The organism is Psychrobacter sp. BI730 (assembly GCF_013414195.1).
In the GTDB taxonomy this organism is placed as follows: domain Bacteria; phylum Pseudomonadota; class Gammaproteobacteria; order Pseudomonadales; family Moraxellaceae; genus Psychrobacter.
This window is the reverse complement of the sequence record NZ_JAATTV010000007.1, coordinates 175,798-193,614: the sequence shown is the minus strand read 5'-3', so window position 1 is coordinate 193,614 and position 17,817 is coordinate 175,798. Positions and strand designations below refer to the sequence as shown.

The 17,817-nt window shown below is 42.0% G+C and carries 15 protein-coding genes; 10 read left to right on the top strand and 5 right to left on the bottom strand.

All coding sequences use genetic code 11. The features are described from left to right. Positions 1 to 13: 13 nt before the first annotated feature. Positions 14 to 847 carry a pyruvate, water dikinase regulatory protein gene (locus HCZ91_RS07410; RefSeq protein WP_179798896.1) on the bottom strand — a complete coding sequence of 278 codons (834 nt, stop codon included), beginning with the start codon at positions 845 to 847 and terminating at the stop codon, positions 14 to 16. 774 nt (positions 848 to 1,621) lie between these two features. On the opposite strand from HCZ91_RS07410, the gene ppsA reads away from it, so the two are divergent. The 8 genes from ppsA to HCZ91_RS07370 all read left to right on the top strand — a co-directional run bounded on the left by ppsA (position 1,622) and on the right by HCZ91_RS07370 (position 10,240). Continuing rightward, entirely contained in the window at positions 1,622 to 4,006 is a 2,385-nt protein-coding gene (gene ppsA, locus HCZ91_RS07405; protein ID WP_179798878.1) for a phosphoenolpyruvate synthase, read from the top strand. A 114-nt stretch (positions 4,007 to 4,120) separates the two neighbouring features. Next, on the top strand, positions 4,121 to 5,101 hold the full coding sequence (locus tag HCZ91_RS07400; protein ID WP_179798877.1) for an RDD family protein: 981 nt from the start codon (positions 4,121 to 4,123) through the stop codon (positions 5,099 to 5,101). 291 nt (positions 5,102 to 5,392) lie between these two features. Beyond that, complete coding sequence (gene rpsF, locus HCZ91_RS07395; protein ID WP_101205443.1) at positions 5,393 to 5,797, top strand: 30S ribosomal protein S6; 405 nt, start codon at positions 5,393 to 5,395, stop codon at positions 5,795 to 5,797. A gap of 16 nt (positions 5,798 to 5,813) precedes the next feature. Then, positions 5,814 to 6,044 (top strand): 30S ribosomal protein S18, encoded by a 231-nt coding sequence (gene rpsR / locus HCZ91_RS07390; RefSeq protein ID WP_010198808.1) that lies wholly within the window; start codon positions 5,814 to 5,816, stop codon positions 6,042 to 6,044. A 20-nt stretch (positions 6,045 to 6,064) separates the two neighbouring features. Next, the gene (gene rplI, locus HCZ91_RS07385) at positions 6,065 to 6,571 is read left to right on the top strand and encodes a 50S ribosomal protein L9 (RefSeq protein ID WP_057759378.1); all 507 of its coding nucleotides are present in this window, start codon (positions 6,065 to 6,067) and stop codon (positions 6,569 to 6,571) included. 353 nt (positions 6,572 to 6,924) lie between these two features. Then, positions 6,925 to 7,164, top strand: a complete 240-nt coding sequence (locus HCZ91_RS07380; protein ID WP_179798876.1) for a hypothetical protein — start codon at positions 6,925 to 6,927, stop codon at positions 7,162 to 7,164. 471 nt (positions 7,165 to 7,635) lie between these two features. After that, a complete protein-coding gene (locus HCZ91_RS07375; RefSeq protein WP_134292465.1) occupies positions 7,636 to 8,991 on the top strand; it encodes a GntP family permease in 1,356 nt (451 codons plus the stop codon). A gap of 112 nt (positions 8,992 to 9,103) precedes the next feature. Next, positions 9,104 to 10,240, top strand: coding sequence for a glycerate kinase (locus tag HCZ91_RS07370; RefSeq protein ID WP_179798875.1), 1,137 nt, complete (start codon positions 9,104 to 9,106; stop codon positions 10,238 to 10,240). Positions 10,241 to 10,353: 113 nt separating this feature from the next. On the opposite strand, the gene HCZ91_RS07365 is transcribed toward HCZ91_RS07370, so the two are convergent. Next, entirely contained in the window at positions 10,354 to 11,223 is an 870-nt protein-coding gene (locus tag HCZ91_RS07365; protein WP_179798874.1) for a LysR family transcriptional regulator, read from the bottom strand. Positions 11,224 to 11,330: 107 nt separating this feature from the next. Here HCZ91_RS07365 and HCZ91_RS07360 point away from each other — a divergent pair, with 107 nt between their 5' ends. Continuing rightward, positions 11,331 to 11,831 carry a lactoylglutathione lyase family protein gene (locus HCZ91_RS07360; protein ID WP_179798873.1) on the top strand — a complete coding sequence of 167 codons (501 nt, stop codon included), beginning with the start codon at positions 11,331 to 11,333 and terminating at the stop codon, positions 11,829 to 11,831. 337 nt (positions 11,832 to 12,168) lie between these two features. Further along, positions 12,169 to 12,981 (top strand): enoyl-CoA hydratase, encoded by an 813-nt coding sequence (locus HCZ91_RS07355; protein WP_179798872.1) that lies wholly within the window; start codon positions 12,169 to 12,171, stop codon positions 12,979 to 12,981. A 187-nt stretch (positions 12,982 to 13,168) separates the two neighbouring features. On the opposite strand, the gene HCZ91_RS07350 is transcribed toward HCZ91_RS07355, so the two are convergent. From HCZ91_RS07350 to HCZ91_RS07340, 3 genes are all read right to left on the bottom strand, one after another. Next, positions 13,169 to 13,507: a RidA family protein gene (locus HCZ91_RS07350; RefSeq protein ID WP_055124581.1), complete on the bottom strand. Its 339-nt coding sequence runs from the start codon at positions 13,505 to 13,507 to the stop codon at positions 13,169 to 13,171. A gap of 163 nt (positions 13,508 to 13,670) precedes the next feature. Further along, on the bottom strand, positions 13,671 to 14,918 hold the full coding sequence (locus HCZ91_RS07345) for an FAD-binding oxidoreductase (protein ID WP_179798871.1): 1,248 nt from the start codon (positions 14,916 to 14,918) through the stop codon (positions 13,671 to 13,673). A gap of 343 nt (positions 14,919 to 15,261) precedes the next feature. Continuing rightward, positions 15,262 to 17,466, bottom strand: a complete 2,205-nt coding sequence (locus HCZ91_RS07340) for an ATP-dependent helicase (RefSeq protein WP_179798870.1) — start codon at positions 17,464 to 17,466, stop codon at positions 15,262 to 15,264. Positions 17,467 to 17,817: the final 351 nt, after the last annotated feature.

The window sequence follows — 17,817 nt, the reverse complement described above, 5'->3', positions numbered from 1 at the left end:
AAGCTGACATTCACTACCCGATACGGCGTTTGAGACCTGTCATCTGCAAAATACGCGTGGCAATCTCTTCAACAGACATCTCTGATACATCTAAGCTCGGGATACCATGCGTGATATAGATACCCTGAATCGCGCGCTGCTCTTGCTGGCATTGCTGATAGCTAGAATAACGACTGCCTGCACGGCGCTCTTGACGGATTTTTACCAAGCGATCAGTATCAATAAGCAAACCAAATAGTTTGTCTTTGTGCTCACGTAATGCTTTCGGCAACTGATTGTCGTACAAATCATCTTCGGTCAAAGGATAGTTAGCCGCTCGAATACCGAATTGTAATGCTAAATATAAAGAAGTCGGCGTCTTACCAGAGCGCGACACACCCACCAAAATAATATCGGCTGCATTATAGTGACGAGTACGCGCTCCATCGTCATTATCTAAGGCAAAATGCACTGCATCGATACGCTCTTTATAGGTTTCAGAATCGACATCATCATGTGCATGCCCTGAATGACCATCTGGCTCTACGCCAGTCTCTTCTGCAACACGGCCGATCAGACCTTCATACATATCTAAGTTACAGCTGTGTGCTGAGTTGATCTTTTCACGAATCTCAGGATTAACGATCGTATCGAAAACCAATGGCAACGATCCATCGCGCTGATACGCCAGATTGATTTGTTCAACCGCATCTTCCGCACGCTCTAAGCTATCGACGTATGGCAATACTCTTGTCTCAAAGGGAACTGAGGCAAACTGACTCAAAATAGCGCGTCCAAGTGTCTCAGCCGTAATCGCTGTGCCATCTGAGATAAAAAACGCCGTTCTAATGGCTTGTGAGCTGTCCAAGTTTAGCGCATGGCGATTTTGGATAGTGGACTTAACTTGTTCAGATGGATTGCTTGAGTACATATCGTTGACACCTCGGTTGAAAACTCAATAGTGACCTTCATTTAGTTTTTGGTATAGCTCTGGGTATTTGGTATAGATCTTAGTAATAATTCAGACTTGGTAAACGTTTAGCAGTTATTGACTATTAATGGCGTGAATTTTACTCGGCTTCTTATAGCTGCCTTTATAACTCGTATAACTAAGTTTTATAACTGCCTTCTTAAAACGAACCTTTTTCAGCACCTATACTGCACATTTACCATGCAATGTGCATCAACTATCTATGCGCTACATTATACGCATATTAGCCTCTTAATAGAAATCAATGTTACAGGCGTATACTTAGCACCAACATTATTTTTCATCTTGTCACCATAGTTAATTCACCTTTCATTGAGGTATTTTTTTATGCTTCTTCTATTATGCTTTGTTTATACAGATACATAAGATTGAAACATAAATTGTAGAAATACTCTAAATGTGGCTTATTTGAATACATCTATTTTATGCAGTAATTGGCTTTTGAAAGTGCATAACATCGTCACTAGCAATGAGATTTTTTATCTGAGTAAATACGAAACTTGATTAGACTGGCCCTAATTTATGTAGCAAACCCCACAATTTGTATATTTTTAACAAGTTTTTTGGTGAAAACCCTCGAAATTGTCCTAATATGGCGGTATAATTCACCGTTATAATCTTTACTAAATAACCTTATTTTCTGGAGTTATCATGGCAGCGCAATCTACAGCACTTGTAATCAATCTTGATCAGCTAGGAAAAGACGACATCGAAATGGTTGGTGGTAAGAACGCTTCGCTTGGCGAAATGATCAGCCATCTTTCTGATTTAGGCGTTAGTGTTCCAGGCGGCTTTGCCACCACTTCAAATGCATTCAACCGCTTTTTGACTGAAACCGGCTTGCTTGACAAAATCAACAATGAACTAAAAACATTAGATGTTGATGATGTAAAAAAACTTGCAGAAACTGGTAAAAAGATTCGTACTTGGATTATTGAGCAAGAACTGCCAAAAGATCTTGAGCAAGAAGTACGTCAATCATTTGAAACCATGAGTGGCGGCGAAGACATCGCTGTTGCTGTACGTTCTTCTGCTACTGCTGAAGATTTGCCAGATGCGTCATTTGCCGGTCAACAAGAAACCTTCTTGAACATTCGCGGTATTGATAACGTTCTAATTGCTATTAAAGAAGTATTTGCTTCTCTATATAACGACCGTGCAATCTCTTACCGTGTACACAAAGGTTTTGAGCACGAAGGCGTTGCACTATCTGCTGCTGTACAGCGTATGGTACGTTCAGAGACTGGTGCTGCTGGTGTTATGTTCACATTAGATACCGAAAGTGGATTTGATCAAGTGGTATTCATCACCTCAAGCTATGGCCTAGGTGAAATGGTTGTACAGGGTGCAGTTAACCCAGATGAGTTCTATATTTCTAAGAAATTGCTAGCCAATGGTAAGCCGTCAGTTATCCGCCGTAACCTAGGTAGCAAGCATAAGAAAATGGTTTATGGTGATGAAGGTAGCACCGCTAAATCAGTTAAGACTGTTGATGTTGAAAAACAAGATCGCATGCAGTTCTCTTTATCTACTGAAGAGCTAACCTCACTTGCCAAGCAAGCGGTAACGATCGAACAGCATTATGGCCAAGCGATGGACATCGAGTGGGCAAAAGATGGCGATACTAACGAAATCTTTATCGTTCAAGCACGTCCTGAGACTGTGAAGAGCCGTCAAGACAGCAACGTGATGGAACGTTATGTCATCGACACGACTGGCGCAAAAGTATTATGTGAAGGTCGTTCAATCGGTCAGCGTATCGGTTCAGGTAAAGTGCGTATCGTTAGCAACCTAAACGAGATGGACAAAGTAGAAGAAGGCGATGTGCTCGTATCAGACATGACTGATCCGGATTGGGAACCAGTTATGAAGCGCGCTTCTGCTATCATCACTAACCGTGGTGGTCGTACTTGTCATGCTGCTATTATCGCGCGTGAGCTAGGTGTGCCAGCTATCGTTGGTTGTGGCAACGCAACTGAGCTATTGGTTGATGGTCAAGACGTAACTGCTTCTTGTGCTGAAGGTGACACTGGTTTCATTTATGAAAGCCAGATTGATTTTGAAGTGCAGACCAACTCGGTTGAGTCTATGCCAGAGCTCGCATTCAAAGTCATGATGAACGTTGGTAACCCAGATCGCGCCTTCTCATTCACCCAGATGCCAAACGAAGGTATTGGTCTTGCGCGTTTAGAGTTCATTATCAACCGTATGATCGGTGTACATCCAAAAGCGCTGCTAAACATGAACAGCTTGCCACGTGAGATCTCACAAGCCATTCAAGAGCGTATCGCAGGCTATGCCTCACCTGTTGACTTTTATGTTGATAAATTGGTCGAAGGTATCTCAACCCTAGCTGTTGCCTTTATGGATCAGCCAGTTATCGTTCGTATGTCAGATTTCAAATCAAACGAATACGCTAACCTGCTTGGTGGTAAGTTATACGAGCCATCAGAAGAGAACCCAATGCTTGGTTTCCGCGGTGCTAGCCGTTATGTGTCTGATAACTTCCGTGACTGCTTTGAGCTTGAGTGTAAAGCACTAAAACGTGTACGTGATGACATGGGCTTGACCAACGTTGAGATCATGATTCCATTCGTACGTACTGTTGGCGAAGCCAAAGAAGTCATCGAATTACTTGAGAAAAATGGTCTAAAACGTGGCGAAAATGGTCTACGCGTCATCATGATGTGTGAGCTACCAACCAACGCCCTATTGGCAGAAGAGTTCCTAGAGTACTTTGATGGTTTCTCAATCGGTTCTAACGATTTGACTCAGTTAACGCTTGGTCTTGACCGTGACTCAGGTATCGTCTCACATCTATTTGATGAGCGTGATCCTGCTGTTAAGAAGCTATTGTCTATGGCTATCGAAGCTTGCCGTAAGCAAAACAAATACGTCGGTATCTGTGGTCAAGGTCCATCAGACCATCCAGATCTAGCGTTTTGGTTAATGGAGCAAGGTATCAGCTCAGTGTCATTGAACCCTGACTCAGTACTAGATACTTGGTTCTTCTTAGCTGGTGAAGAAGCGAAGTAAACCGCTACGTTTAGTCACAGCGGTCATTCACACAGTCATTAAAGATACCACTATTAGGGTCTATTTGATTTTTTCAAATAGACCCTAATATAATGTCCTAAGACATGACTAACTATGCAGGCAATTATGCAGATTTTCCTTGCTCGAAATAACGTACAAGCTGGCCCATATGAGTTGGAGCAGCTGAATATCATGCTGGCATCTGGTGAAGTATTGCTTGATGATTTGATGTGGCATGAAGGCTTAGCTCAGTGGCAGCGCGTAGGTGATCTTACCAATAACCAAACGGTGTATCGCCCGACCAGTGCTAACACGCCTGAAGTAAACGACTCTATCATCAATAACGTGACCGTCTTCCCTGAAGATACCAATAAAGCGAAAGATGATAAGTCAGTATCGTTAGACAGACTATATGGCAAGCCTGAACGTCCTAAAAACGTAAAAGCTGACATGACGACCAATCGTCATCAAACGCCGCACAACAATGTCTCACTGAATAAGTCTACTCTCAAAAAGGCTGTTGCAGACAATGATAAAGTCGTCGGCAACGTGGTACTTGCGCCAATCATGTCACGCGTATTGGCGACTGCATTGAATGGCCTACTTTATATATTGGCCATACTGCCGCTAGTAATGGCATTGACTAAGATGGATGTGGACTATACCAAGTTCCAAAACATTCAAGATATGGACGCCGCCTATCAATACTCAATGACGCTAATGGAAAGTCTTCCTAGTAGCACATTGATGATGTCACAGGTGATGGTCTTTGGACTATTTGCCTTACAATTGGTATTTATTACCATGCGTGGTCAATCGCTAGGCAAGCTGATCACTGGTATTCGTGTTGTGGATCAAACCACGCATCGCCTACCTTCGTTCATTAAGCTTATCGGTACACGTACGTTATTGTTATTTATTATCTATAACTTACTGTTTTCGTTTACTAGCTTTTTAGGCTTTGTGATTATCGCTATTCATTATTACATGGCATCTAAAAGCCCTGAAAATATTGGTTGGCATGACAAACTTGCCAAAACCTTAGTGGTCAAAGCAGACAGTAGCCAACTGGTAAAGAAGTCAAAATCTGAATAACAGTGTGTTGATTTGGCTATTGGTTTTATAGCTCGTTACACTCAAAAAAGCTGCGTACTATCGCGGCTTTTTTATTTAGCAAAGCTTATTTAGCCTCTTTTTATATTTTATTGGCAGTAGCTTGGTGATTAACCTTTGTGTTAGTTGCCGAGTACTGTTATAATACGGCGCTTTATAAACTAAGCTTATTCTTGATTGTTTTTTATAAAATATGACTAGAATTGGGCTTACCTTATAAATCTCCTTGCTATTAACATAGGGTTAATAGCTACTAATCCGTAAGGAGTCATAATGCGACATTACGAACTGGTGTTACTTGTACACCCAGACCAAAGCGACCAAGTGGTCGGCATGGTTGAGCGCTACATCAAGTTAGTTCAAGACAACAACGGTGTTATCCATCGTCTAGAAGATTGGGGCCGTCGTCAACTGGCTTATCCAATCAACAAGATTCACAAAGCTCATTACGTTCTTTTCAACATTGAAACTGACGGTGAAACTTTAGCTGAACTTGAAGAATTATTCCGTTATAACGACGCGATCATTCGTAGTCTAGTTATGCGCCGTGACGAAGCTGTCACTGAAGAGTCGCAGTTAGCCAAGAATGCCGATGAAAAACGCGCACGCAAAGCAACTACTCGTCGTCCAGACAATCGTGAAAACGATAATGACGACAACGACAACAGTGAAGACTAATTAAAGGAGAATACTCATGGCACGTTTCTATCGCCGTCGCAAATTCTGCCGTTTCACTGCTGAAGGCATCACTCACATCGACTATAAAGATGTTGAATTGCTAAAACAGTACATTAGTGATAATGGTAAAATCGTACCAAGCCGTATTACTGGTACATCTACTAAATATCAGCGTCAATTAGCGACTGCTATCAAGCAAGCTCGTTACTTATCGCTACTTCCATACACTGATAACCATCAAGGTTAACCGCTAACTAGGAATGACTCATGCAAATTATTTTGTTACAGCGTATCGTCAACCTTGGTAAACTCGGTGAAACTGTCGATGTAAAACCAGGTTACGGACGTAACTTTCTTATCCCTCAGGGCAAAGCGCTACCTGCTACTAAAGCTAACATCGAAAAGTTCGAAGCACGTCGTGCTGAACTTGAAGCTGAAGAAGCAAAAGAGATCGCTGTTGCTCAAGAGCGTGCTGATGCATTGACTGACGTTAATGTTATCATGCGTGCTAAATCAGGTGACGAAGGCAAGCTATTCGGCTCTATCGGTACTCGCGATATCGCTGAAGCATTGACTAACTCAGGTCTAGAAGTAGACCGTGCTGAAATCAAGCTACCTGAAGGCACTCTACGTCAAGTTGGCGAATACAATGTTGATATTCAGCTACATCATGACGTTACTGCTAGCATCTTAGTTACTATTCTTTCTGAAGATGGTAACAATGAAGATTCAGCTGACGAAGAAGCTGCTGAAGAAGACTATTCTGAAGAGTAATCTTCTATATAGTTAGACTCAGTCTGTAAAAAGCCAGCAACTTAGGTTGCTGGCTTTTTTACGTGCGTCATTTTTGACATTAGAGTTTATGTATTTAGACAATTTATATCACTAACTTGCACCCCTTTATCTCAATAAATGTGGATTTTATATATTCCTAAACAGCTTAGGGTTCTCAAAAAATCTATTGCTATGATAGCGGTGTTATCTATGCAATGTGTAGTAACTAAATGCAACAACTACCTTAAAAACGCTATACCAAACAACAAGATACTGCCTATATAATCATCTTTATTACTATTAGCAGAATTGATAATCTACTGCTATCTAATGTACTAATAGGGCGCAAGAACATGAAAGAAAATAATAACATCCATACCAATGACAAGCTTATCTGTACCCAAGGTAATGCATACTACTCCGAAGGAGAGGTGTATACAGTTGGCAGAATAGTCAATGACAAATACTTTCAGCTGCTGACCAGTGGCAATGATGATCATTGGTATGCTACGTTGGACGATCAAGGTATTTATGTCAGCTTTGATACTGCAACTGCTACCAATAACAAAGCTTTTTTTGATAAGATTGCCTAACTATAAATAACGGTACTTCTTAGAATACCTATCCTAAAAATAATCATTACTCAGGTAGGTAAATATTGTTTAGACAAAAACTGGTCATTATAAATGGCCAGTTTTTTTTTGGTTTGAAGTATTAGCAATTGCTAGTTATAAAAGTATTTCCACACACCTCTTCGACGTTTTATTACTAACTTCTCTCATTTCAAAATTAAGTATCTCTCGATTTTTTGTCAACAGCGCCAACTATTTAACGAATCTATTTCCTAGCGGCGTCTATTTGCTATAAAGTATGCCCCTTTAAAATTTCGTATCGTTAGTGATGCAGATAGTTGGTTCGATATCGTTTAAATGTAGACATGGTAAAAGCGCTTGAAAGCACTACGCAAAGTAGACTTAGCAAGCTATATACCGTGTTTAATCTCGATATAATTGGCTATATTGGCATTGGTAATCAATTAAGATATAAACCATATTGAGACAGTGATGATTGTATTTTGGCTTGTGCTGACCATTCTTTTTATTATTTTCGCTACCGCAAAACTAAAGTGGCATCCTTTTTTAGTATTGATCTTGTCTGCTTTTTTGGTCGCGCTATTTTATCAAGTACCACTTAACACGGTCGCAAAAACGATCTCTGATGGTTTCGGTGGTATCTTAGGCTATATCGGTCTTGTGATTGTATTTGGCACGATTATTGGCTTAATTCTTGAAAAAACGGGTGCTGCTATCGTAATGGCAGAGTCCGTTATTAAAGTATTGGGGCCACGCTTCCCTACTTTGACCATGTCTATCGTCGGTGCGGTCGTTTCGATCCCTGTATTTTGTGACTCTGGCTATATTATCTTAAACTCTCTAAAAGAGTCTTTAGCTGAGCGCTTACATGTATCAAGTGTCGCGATGAGCATTGCCTTGGCAACTGGTCTATATGCCACCCATACCTTTGTCCCACCTACGCCAGGCCCAATCGCAGCGGCAGGTAACTTAGGTCTAGAGTCAAATTTGGGTTTAGTCATCATGGTCGGTGTGGTCGTGACAGCAGTTGCAGTACTGGCTGGCTGGTGGTGGTCTAATCGCTTCCTTAACGCTACTCCTGACAATATCAATGCGGCAGATGCTCCAGCAGCCATGCCTGAAGGAATGAAAACTCGTGACGATTACAGCCATTTGCCTTCAGCGACAATGGCTTTCTTGCCGATTATCGTTCCTATCATATTAATCTGCCTGTCTTCGGTTGCTAATTTCCCAAGCGCACCGTTTGGTAGTAGCATGGTAGCGGAGATTTTGATATTCATTGGTAATCCGCTTACTGCACTACTTATCGGTTTGTTCTTATCCTTTTTCTTGATTAAATCAAGCCAAAAAACGCAAGAAATCAGCGATAGTATCTCGCAAGGTTTGGTAGTAGCAGCCCCTATCCTATTGATCACTGGTGCTGGTGGCGCATTTGGTGCCATGCTAAAAGTGACGCCGATTGGCGATTATCTAGGTTCGACGCTATCTGCCTTAGGATTGGGTATTTTTATGCCATTTATCGTCTCTGCTGCGCTAAAAACAGCACAAGGCTCAACCACGGTCGCATTGGTCACAACCTCTGCAATGGTTGCCCCACTATTGAGTCAGATTGGCCTAGACAGCGAACTTGGACGTGTGTTCTGCGTGATGGCAATTGGTGCCGGTGCCATGACCATCTCACATGCCAATGACAGCTTCTTTTGGATTGTTAGCCAGTTTAGTCGCATGAGTGTCGCACAAGCGTACAAGGCTCATTCAATGGCTACTGGTATCCAGGGTGTGACTAGCATCGTATTTATCTGGTTGTTGACCCTAGTGTTTATCTAGTTCATGAGATTGGGTACTTGTACAGACGTTTATTTGATGATTGCTAAATAAACGTTTTAAAACATGACACTATCGCAATGATCGTGTCATTAAGATATTCAAAGAGAGCCGTATGAAAATTTTGATCGCCCCTGACTCATTTAAAGAAAGTTTAGAAGCACTGGACGTGTGCCACGCCATTCAATCTGGCTTTAGTCAAGTGTTTCCAGATGCTGACTACAAGCTACTGCCAATGGCCGATGGCGGTGAAGGTACCTCAGCGGTATTGTCTTATGTATTGGGCGGGCGCTGGAAAGAAATCAGAGTACATGACCCATTGATGAGACCGATTATGGCAAAGTATCTGTTATTGCCTGACGCGACCGCTGTTATCGAAATGGCTCAAGCGTGCGGATTGCATCTACTGACAGCTGATGAGCGTAATCCTGTTATTGCGAGTAGTTATGGTGTTGGGGAGCTGATCGAAGATGCGTTAGAAGAAGGTGCTAAGCGTATCGTTATTGGTCTAGGTGGTAGCGCAACCAATGATGCAGGCCTTGGCATGCTAATGGCGCTAGGCATAACATTTCATGACATCAATGATAGCCTGCTGACTCATGGTGGTGGCGCACTTGCCAGCTTACATAAGCTCGATAATACTAGCCTGCATGCAAAGATATCAGACACAGTATTTGAAGTTGCTTGTGATGTGACTAATCCATTATGCGGTCTGCTAGGTGCAAGCGCAGTATTTGGCCCACAAAAAGGCGCTTGTCCAGAGCAGGTTAATACTTTGGACAAGGCACTCAGTCACTTTGCAACCATATGTGGACAGCATGGCTATGAAGACTGTCAATACGCTGAAGGCGCTGGCGCTGCGGGCGGTCTTGGCTATGCGATGATGACTTTCTTTCAAGCTCAGCTGAAGTCAGGCTTTGATACGGTTGCCGAAGTGGCCCACCTGTCACAGCATATCGCAGAGACTGATCTTGTCATCACTGGTGAAGGCAAGCTCGATGCGCAAACCGCCATGGGTAAAGTGGCAGGCGGTATCAGCCAAATCGCTAAGGCTAGCCGTACACCTGTTATCGCTATCTGCGGCAGTGTCGATGGACTAAAACCTGCTCAGACCAGTCAATTCGATGTGGTCATGCCGAGTATCCAAAAGGTAGACACGATCGATAACGTGTTAGGCTCTGCTTATAACAATATTGAAACGACTGCTGCTAATATTGCTGCAAGTATCAAACTTGGGCAGACTTTAAAATAGACGCAATCTTTCATAGTCGCAATTTATCAAAAATTGCATCCTCCACTAAGTGCACAGCTATCAAGCCTTTTATTAACTCTTTGTTAGCTGTACATTTATCATTCTCAACATATCTATAGCCATTTTTTTACTTCATCAATGACCGTATGCATTCTATTAGAGAGTGCCTGCTGTCGTCTGACTGCCAGATATAGCGTTTCGCTAACAGCAACTGGTAAATGATGACTGCTAATCAGCTCAGGCTTCGGATAGGCAGCCACGGCATGTGCTGGCAAAACAGTAAAGCCGATTCCTCTGCTGACGGGCTCTAGTATCAGGCCAATCTGATTCGAAAAGCCTTTTTTCTCAAAGTCATTGATATGCTGAAATTGCTCATAATTGGCAGTCAGTAGCATGCCTGCATGATGGGCACCATCTGGATGATCAATAAATCCAAGTGCCATAAGCTGCTCCCAGCTAGGCTCCACTGAAGTCGCAGGGGTTACTAGTATCAATGCTTCTTGCGCCATAGGCTTGCAGCTAACCGTTTCATCATCTGAGATATCCGTCATAAAGCCAATATCAATTTCGTGATTTGCCAGTGCCCGCTCTATATCAGAATTTGGAGCAAAACGATAATCAATCACTAGTTTTGGGTGCTGCTGCTGTAAAGACAAAAGCTGCGGATATAGTTTAAGTCCCACACTACCTGGTGACATCAACCGTACCAATCCTTCGTAAGGCGGATCTTCACCGATACGCTGTTCTAAATTTGATAATCGCTGCAATATCTCGCCTGCTTCTTTATAAAGCTGCTCACCTGCATTGGTCAATGAAAACTGCTTTCCTTGTCGAATCAACAAGTCCGTATCTAGTTGCTCCTCTAGCTTACTTATATGCTGGCTCACACCGGACTGCGTCATATATAGACGTTCAGCGGTACGGGTAAAGTGCCCAACTTCAGCAAGCGTGCAAAAGGTGCGTAACCATGTGATATTTATCATTACTTTTCATAATTATTTATATAATATTTGATAATTTTACATAATGAATATGCGTTTGTATACTGGCCTCACGTTAAACAAGAATACAGCAAACAGGAGCACAAACTATGAACAACGTTTATCCAAGAAGCTTTTCGCACATCGGTCTGTCAGTACCTGACTTAGATGCCGCCGTAAAATTTTATACTGAGGTGATGGGGTGGTACACCATCATGGAACCAACTGAGATTATCGAAGATGATAGCCCGATCGGTGAGATGTGTACTGAAGTATTCGGTGCAGGTTGGGGCAGCTTTCGTATCGCTCATCTATCTACTGGTGACCGTATCGGTGTTGAGATTTTTGAATTCAAAAATCAAGAAGACCCTGAAAATAACTTTGAATACTGGAAAACGGGTATCTTCCACTTCTGTGTTCAAGATCCAAACGTTGAAGAGTTGGCTGAGCGTATGGTTGCAGCAGGCGGTAAAAAACGTATGGAAAAACCACGCTACTACTACCCTGGCGAAAAACCTTACCGCATGATCTATATGGAAGACCCGTTCGGCAACATCGTTGAAATCTATAGCCACAGCTACGAGCTTATCTATAGCGAAGGCGCATACTAGGTTCAGTATAAATACAGCTTAGTATAAATTTAAATTAGTATAGAGTTAGCTTATAGTCAAGTCTATATAAATCCGCTACAGCGTCATCCTCGCTAAGCATACTAATGTATAACTTGCACTCGGTTTCCTTGTATCGAAATTATATTGAACTGACTATATATCTGACTGAAAAACCAATAGCGTACTCATCATCTGAGTGCGCTATTTTTTTCGTGCGCTTTCTATGTGCTCCATCTATTGTATAGAATATGAGCCATGCTACTATTTAAAACGCTTGATATAAATTCATAGATAGCAGCATTTGCCAAATCAAACCACCCATTATCAAGGATGATAAATGACTCAATCTGACATTACTCTAGACCTAGATGACCTTTTGGTTATTAGAGAAGACACTAAAGAAAGTGGCGTAGTCACGCTCACCTTAAACCAACCCAAACAATTCAATGCGTTGTCCGTTGAAGTTCTGTCTGCCATGCAAGCAGAGCTAGACAGTATCGCTCAAGACGATACGATCAGAGTCGTGGTTATTCAAGCGACGGGTAAGGCATTCTGTGCTGGTCATAATCTAAAACAAATGCGTGCACACTCAGAGGCAGCATTTCACCGCGCCCTATTCCAGCAATGCAGCCAAATGATGCTTACCATCAACCGTATGCCGCAAGTCGTTATTGCAAAAGTACAAGGCATTGCCACAGCCGCAGGATGTCAGCTGGTCGCAGCCTGTGATTTGGCCATTGCCACTGATGATGCAAAATTTGCTACTTCTGGGATAAATGTGGGACTGTTCTGCTCTACACCTGCTGTAGCCGTCAGCCGTAATCTACCTCGTAAGCAAGCATTTGAGATGCTAATTACAGGTGAGTTTATCGATCCACACACTGCCTTGCAATATGGCTTGATCAATCGAGTATCAGCAGCAGAGCAACTCGATCAAACACTACAGTCACTGATAACAGCAATCACTGCCAAATCTCCAATAGCAGTAAGAACTGGCAAAGATATGTTTTATAAACAGCTGGATATGAGTGTCGAAGACGCTTATGACTATGCCAGTGAGGTAATGACTTGCAATATGATGGCAGACGATGTGAGCGAAGGTATTGATGCTTTTATTGAGAAACGCCAAGCAGTATGGAAAGGATGCTAATTCCTATAATAATCATTGTATTGCTTCGCTGACGTTATACGGCGTGTGCTTGGATTAAAAAGCTAGCATATTCCTTTTCAATAATCGAGTTGGCTTATTGCTACGCATAGAAAAGGCCACGATATCATTATCATGGCCTTTTTTATTTCTATTTAATAACGGTACTACAGATACTACGAGCTGTTTATTACTCGGCAGCGATAGCGATCATCTCAACCAATAGCTCAGGACGTGCCAAAGCTGACTCACCACAAGCGCGAGCTGGTGGCTGAATACCTTCAAACCACTGGTCATAAACTTCATTCATGGCAGCAAAGTCAGCCATGTCTTTAATCCAAACCGTTACTGATAGTAGCTTTGATTTGTCACTACCCACTTCTTCTAATAGCGTTTGGATTTTTTCTAGACAAGTCAATGTTTGCGCTTTGATATCGTCTTCTGCATTACCGACCTGACCACACAAATAGATCGTCTGGTTATGGATTACGGTTTTGCTCATACGTTGATTGCTATGTAGCTTCTTAATCATGTCTATACCTTTTATTTATTAATTTAATTCTGTGCTAACTATAGTCAATCCACTATACAAGCGTTACAGCGTTAACCTCGCTTGAAGTATGACATATACATCTGCACTCAGTTGCCTTGTACCGCTCTTAAATTGGATCAACTATATATCAGATACGCGCTTAGTTAGAAAAGCGCTGGGCACTAAATGGTGCAAGATCGACCAATGCAGGCTTATCGTGAATCATTTCTTCAACCAGACGCCCTGTCATTGGCCCTAAGGTAAAGCCTTGATGGCTGTGACCAAATGCGAACCATAGTTTGTCATGCTTGTCAGCAGGACCGATTACTGGCTTCATATCAGGCATACAAGGACGTGAGCCTGCCCATGCTTCACTCTCAACTGCATCTTCTAATGGCAAGATTTTTTTAGCCAGCTTCAATACAGTTTTTAACTGACCAAAGTTCTTTGGCGCATTCATCGTGGTCATCTCAGCACCAGTGGTGATACGGATACCCTGCTGCATCGGCCCCATCACAAAACCTTTGTCCATATCAAACATACTGTGATTGATGGTGTTCTTTTCTGTCACTTTGAAATGCTGATGATAGCCGCGCATTGGGAACAATGGCAAGTTATAGCCAAGTGGTCTGATCAAATCATTAGACCATGGGCCTGCTGCGATAACCAATTTATCACTATAGTAGGTATCGTTATCAGTGATAATTTTCCAACCTTCGCCGTCTTTTATGATTTCTTTCACATCGCTTTCTTTGATCGTACCCTGCATATCTTGGAAGTTTTTTGCATAAGCTTTCACGAGTGAGCTTGGGTTCGATACTTGCCAAGAATTTTTCCAATGAATCGCGCCAACGAAACCTTCAAAATTGGCGCTAGGCTCCATTGCTTTTAGCGCTTCAAGGTTTAGTACGTTATGCTCAACACCTTGGTTAAGTGCGTCGATAGCTGATACTTGCGCTTCTTTGAACGTCTCTTCTGAGCGATGCAATTGCAACCAACCATCACGAGTAATGAGCTCGTCAGCACCAGAAGCGCTAATCATGGTTTGGTGCTCACTGGTACAATGCTCAATCAGCGTCTGCCACTCTGATTCAATTTTTTTGACTGAAGCCGGCGTAGAGTATTTCCAATACTGAAGCAGCGCTTGGTGATAACGCAAAATGGCCGGGATACGATAGCGAATATCGGTCCCTTGGTTTGGCAATACTCTGATCATTTCTGTCAGCTGACGAGGAAAAGGATGTGTATGAATGGCTTCGCGCTGAATCAATCCTGCATTGCCATATGAGGTCTCTGACCCTGGCAATTTTTTGTCTAACAATAATACATTTGAGTTATTTTTTTGTAGATGCCACGCGATTGACGTGCCAACCATACCTGCACCGATAACGATAACTTCGTAGCGCATAACCTATCCTTTTCTTAGGGTGTTAATACAGAGTATCAAATATAAGGGTCTAACAGAATTAGGTGGTAATAGTAACGCATTAGGATAAATTTGAAACCCTTATCTGAGAAATATTTTCGCGTCATATACTTTTGGTTATGGGGTTTTTGAGAAGGTATTTTTGATAGGAATAATATTGGCTTCGAGCAATAATCTAGCAACAAATTTAGTGAAAATAGTGTCAAATTATCCAATATTTTTGCACGTGAAACCTTCGACTATTCGAAAGCTCACTTATCTATATTACTGAATAGCTTTATTAGCTTATGTTTAATTGATTGGATAATCAACTAAACATAGAATATTACCACCAAATGGGATCATCGTCTTCTATCATGGTTCGCCTTGTCGTCTCAACCGTTACCTCGTCCGCAGATAGCTCAGCGATAAAACGTGACGGTTTGTCAAAGTATCCAGAATAACTAGAGAAGTAGTTTGGTGCCGTCAGATATAATTGCGTCTTTGCACGACTACAGGCAACATAAAACAGCTTACGCTCTTCTTCTAATGCTTCAAAGTCATCCAAAGAACGATGATGCGGCGTGATGCCATCTACCAATGAGTTAACAAACACTACTGGCCACTCAAGCCCCTTAGCACTATGAATGGTCGAGATAGTAACTTTGTCATTGCTACTGTCTCGTCCATTATCCGAATTGCCCATCACAGCCACCGAATCATTGGGCGGGTCTAAAGCGAGATTTTCTAAAAAGCTATCAAGGCTTGTGTGCTCTGTCGCTAGGTTCTTTAATACCCGAAAATCTTCGGTGCGCTCACGCCAATTTTCTTCAATCAGCTTTAACACTGGAATATAAAACTCAAGAATATGTTCAATAGCTGTCTCGACCGATTCAGCTTGCTGTGCCTTGGTAAGCGCATGATATAGAGGTTCTAGCTGATCACTTTTTTTCGAAAATGGCGCTGCCAGTAAAGATTCAAATGCATTATTGTCAGCAGTAATAGCTTGAGTTAAGCGCGTCGCCGTCACTGCACCCACCCCTTTAAACAAGGTTAAAATACGATGCCAAGCAATTGTGTCATTTGGGTTATAGAGTATTTTGACAAAGGCCAATACATCTTTGATATGACGTCTTTCAATGAACTTGATACCGCCCACGACGATAAAGGGAATATTGCGCGCCATAAACTCTAGCTGTACATAATTGGACTGAAAAGACGTACGGCATAATACTGCAAAGTCGTTGTAGTCATACTCTGGCTTTAGCGCGACAATCTTATCAGTGATATAGCCCGCTTCTTTTGGCTCATCACTGAGTCGTCGAAATACTGGTTTGTGTCCTTCTATCGGCGCATCAGAATACAGCTGCTTTTGATAGCCTAGCGTGATTTGCGCGGACAACGCGTTGATATAGGTTAAAACTGACGGCGCGCTGCGATAATTTTGCTCAAGCTTAATAAGTTTGGCTTGAGGATAAGTCTCACCGAATAGCAAAATGTTTTCGTAGTTGGCACCGCGAAAGGCATAGATGCTTTGATTGTCGTCACCGACGACCATTAGTGACACCGAATCAGGCTCACAGATCAAATCGATTAGCTGCTTTTGTGGAATGTTGGTATCTTGATATTCATCAACCATGACATAACGATACGTGTTTTGAAGTCGCTGCCTAAAGGTGTCATTGGTTTTTAGATGACGTACTACTTGGCTGATGATGTCATCAAAATCATATAAATGATTGGCGCGCTTATACTCATGAAAATCAATTGCTAATTGCTCGATGATAGGAATATGTACGGCGATATCAGGATAGCTACTTTCTATTAGGTCGCGAATAGGAATGCGTCTATTTCTAGACGTCGAGATGATATTTTGCAGCGTTTTTTTACGCGGAAAGGCTTGTGCCTTGGTTTGAGCAGGATACTTTTTTTCTTTATGCACCAAGTCGATAGCGTCCTCACTATCGCCAGTATCCAGAATCGTAAATCGCGGATTGATACCGAGTAGCCCTGAATATTGACGTAGTAACATATTACAAAACGAGTGAAAAGTACCACTAGTGATGCTATTTAATGCTTTATCAGTTGGCAGCTTATCCTCAGCCAACTCTTCATCTGATAGTTCTTGATTTGAAAGACTGCTTGCCAGCAAGGATTTAGCTCGATCTTTTATTTCATTTGCCGCTTTACGCGTAAAGGTCAGTAGCAAAATCTCTTTAGGCGATACTCCGTTTTCTAATAGATAACTGGTCCGATAGGTCAAGGTTTTGGTCTTGCCCGAACCTGCACCAGCAATGACCAATACTTTGCCGTCGATCGTAGTCGCGGCCATTAGCTGATCGGGATTTAGCTCACTGGCATAATCGACCTTTAACCCCAACCCGCTATCTAGTCTCTGCTTTAATAACTTAAGGTTTGTCGGCTCAGCAGTATCAATTAAGTTCGCTTCTAACTTTTTAATAGCCTGCTCAAGCCGAGTCAATTTAGGCTTCATCTCAAGGAAGTTCTGCGGGTATTTATAGTGGCGTGTGTCAAAAATCGAGGTTGTCATTGTCTAAAATTGCCTTACATTTTATTTTGGCGATATTATCAGCGTATGTCTGACTGTTTATAGCTTTAGGATAAGTATGATTTGCTAAAATTGACAGAGTATATGTGCTGAATTTACGTGAAGTTCAAGCCCTTATCTATGCGTGACAGTTTACCATATTAAAAAATAGGGTTTATCAGCCCACATAAACTACTTATCACTCGTATTGATTCGCCTTATTCATTTTCAAGCCTCAAATATGACCTGCTTTCATCATCAATCTGCGTATCATTATCAGGTAAAAATCTGAGCATATACCGTAACAACCTCACCCCTATTCAGGTAAATTTGCTACAATATGCCCAATTTTGA

Excerpts from the sequence above, each read along its gene's own strand:
- ppsA (WP_179798878.1), top strand. The coding sequence starts at position 1,622 with ATGGCAGCGCAATCTACAGCACTTGTAATCAATCTTGATCAGCTAGGA.
- HCZ91_RS07400 (WP_179798877.1), top strand. The coding sequence starts at position 4,121 with ATGCAGGCAATTATGCAGATTTTCCTTGCTCGAAATAACGTACAAGCT.
- rpsF (WP_101205443.1), top strand. The coding sequence starts at position 5,393 with ATGCGACATTACGAACTGGTGTTACTTGTACACCCAGACCAAAGCGAC.
- rpsR (WP_010198808.1), top strand. The coding sequence starts at position 5,814 with ATGGCACGTTTCTATCGCCGTCGCAAATTCTGCCGTTTCACTGCTGAA.
- rplI (WP_057759378.1), top strand. The coding sequence starts at position 6,065 with ATGCAAATTATTTTGTTACAGCGTATCGTCAACCTTGGTAAACTCGGT.
- HCZ91_RS07380 (WP_179798876.1), top strand. The coding sequence starts at position 6,925 with ATGAAAGAAAATAATAACATCCATACCAATGACAAGCTTATCTGTACC.
- HCZ91_RS07375 (WP_134292465.1), top strand. The coding sequence starts at position 7,636 with ATGATTGTATTTTGGCTTGTGCTGACCATTCTTTTTATTATTTTCGCT.
- HCZ91_RS07370 (WP_179798875.1), top strand. The coding sequence starts at position 9,104 with ATGAAAATTTTGATCGCCCCTGACTCATTTAAAGAAAGTTTAGAAGCA.
- HCZ91_RS07365 (WP_179798874.1), bottom strand. The coding sequence starts at position 11,223 with ATGATAAATATCACATGGTTACGCACCTTTTGCACGCTTGCTGAAGTT.
- HCZ91_RS07360 (WP_179798873.1), top strand. The coding sequence starts at position 11,331 with ATGAACAACGTTTATCCAAGAAGCTTTTCGCACATCGGTCTGTCAGTA.
- HCZ91_RS07355 (WP_179798872.1), top strand. The coding sequence starts at position 12,169 with ATGACTCAATCTGACATTACTCTAGACCTAGATGACCTTTTGGTTATT.
- HCZ91_RS07345 (WP_179798871.1), bottom strand. The coding sequence starts at position 14,918 with ATGCGCTACGAAGTTATCGTTATCGGTGCAGGTATGGTTGGCACGTCA.
- HCZ91_RS07340 (WP_179798870.1), bottom strand. The coding sequence starts at position 17,466 with ATGACAACCTCGATTTTTGACACACGCCACTATAAATACCCGCAGAAC.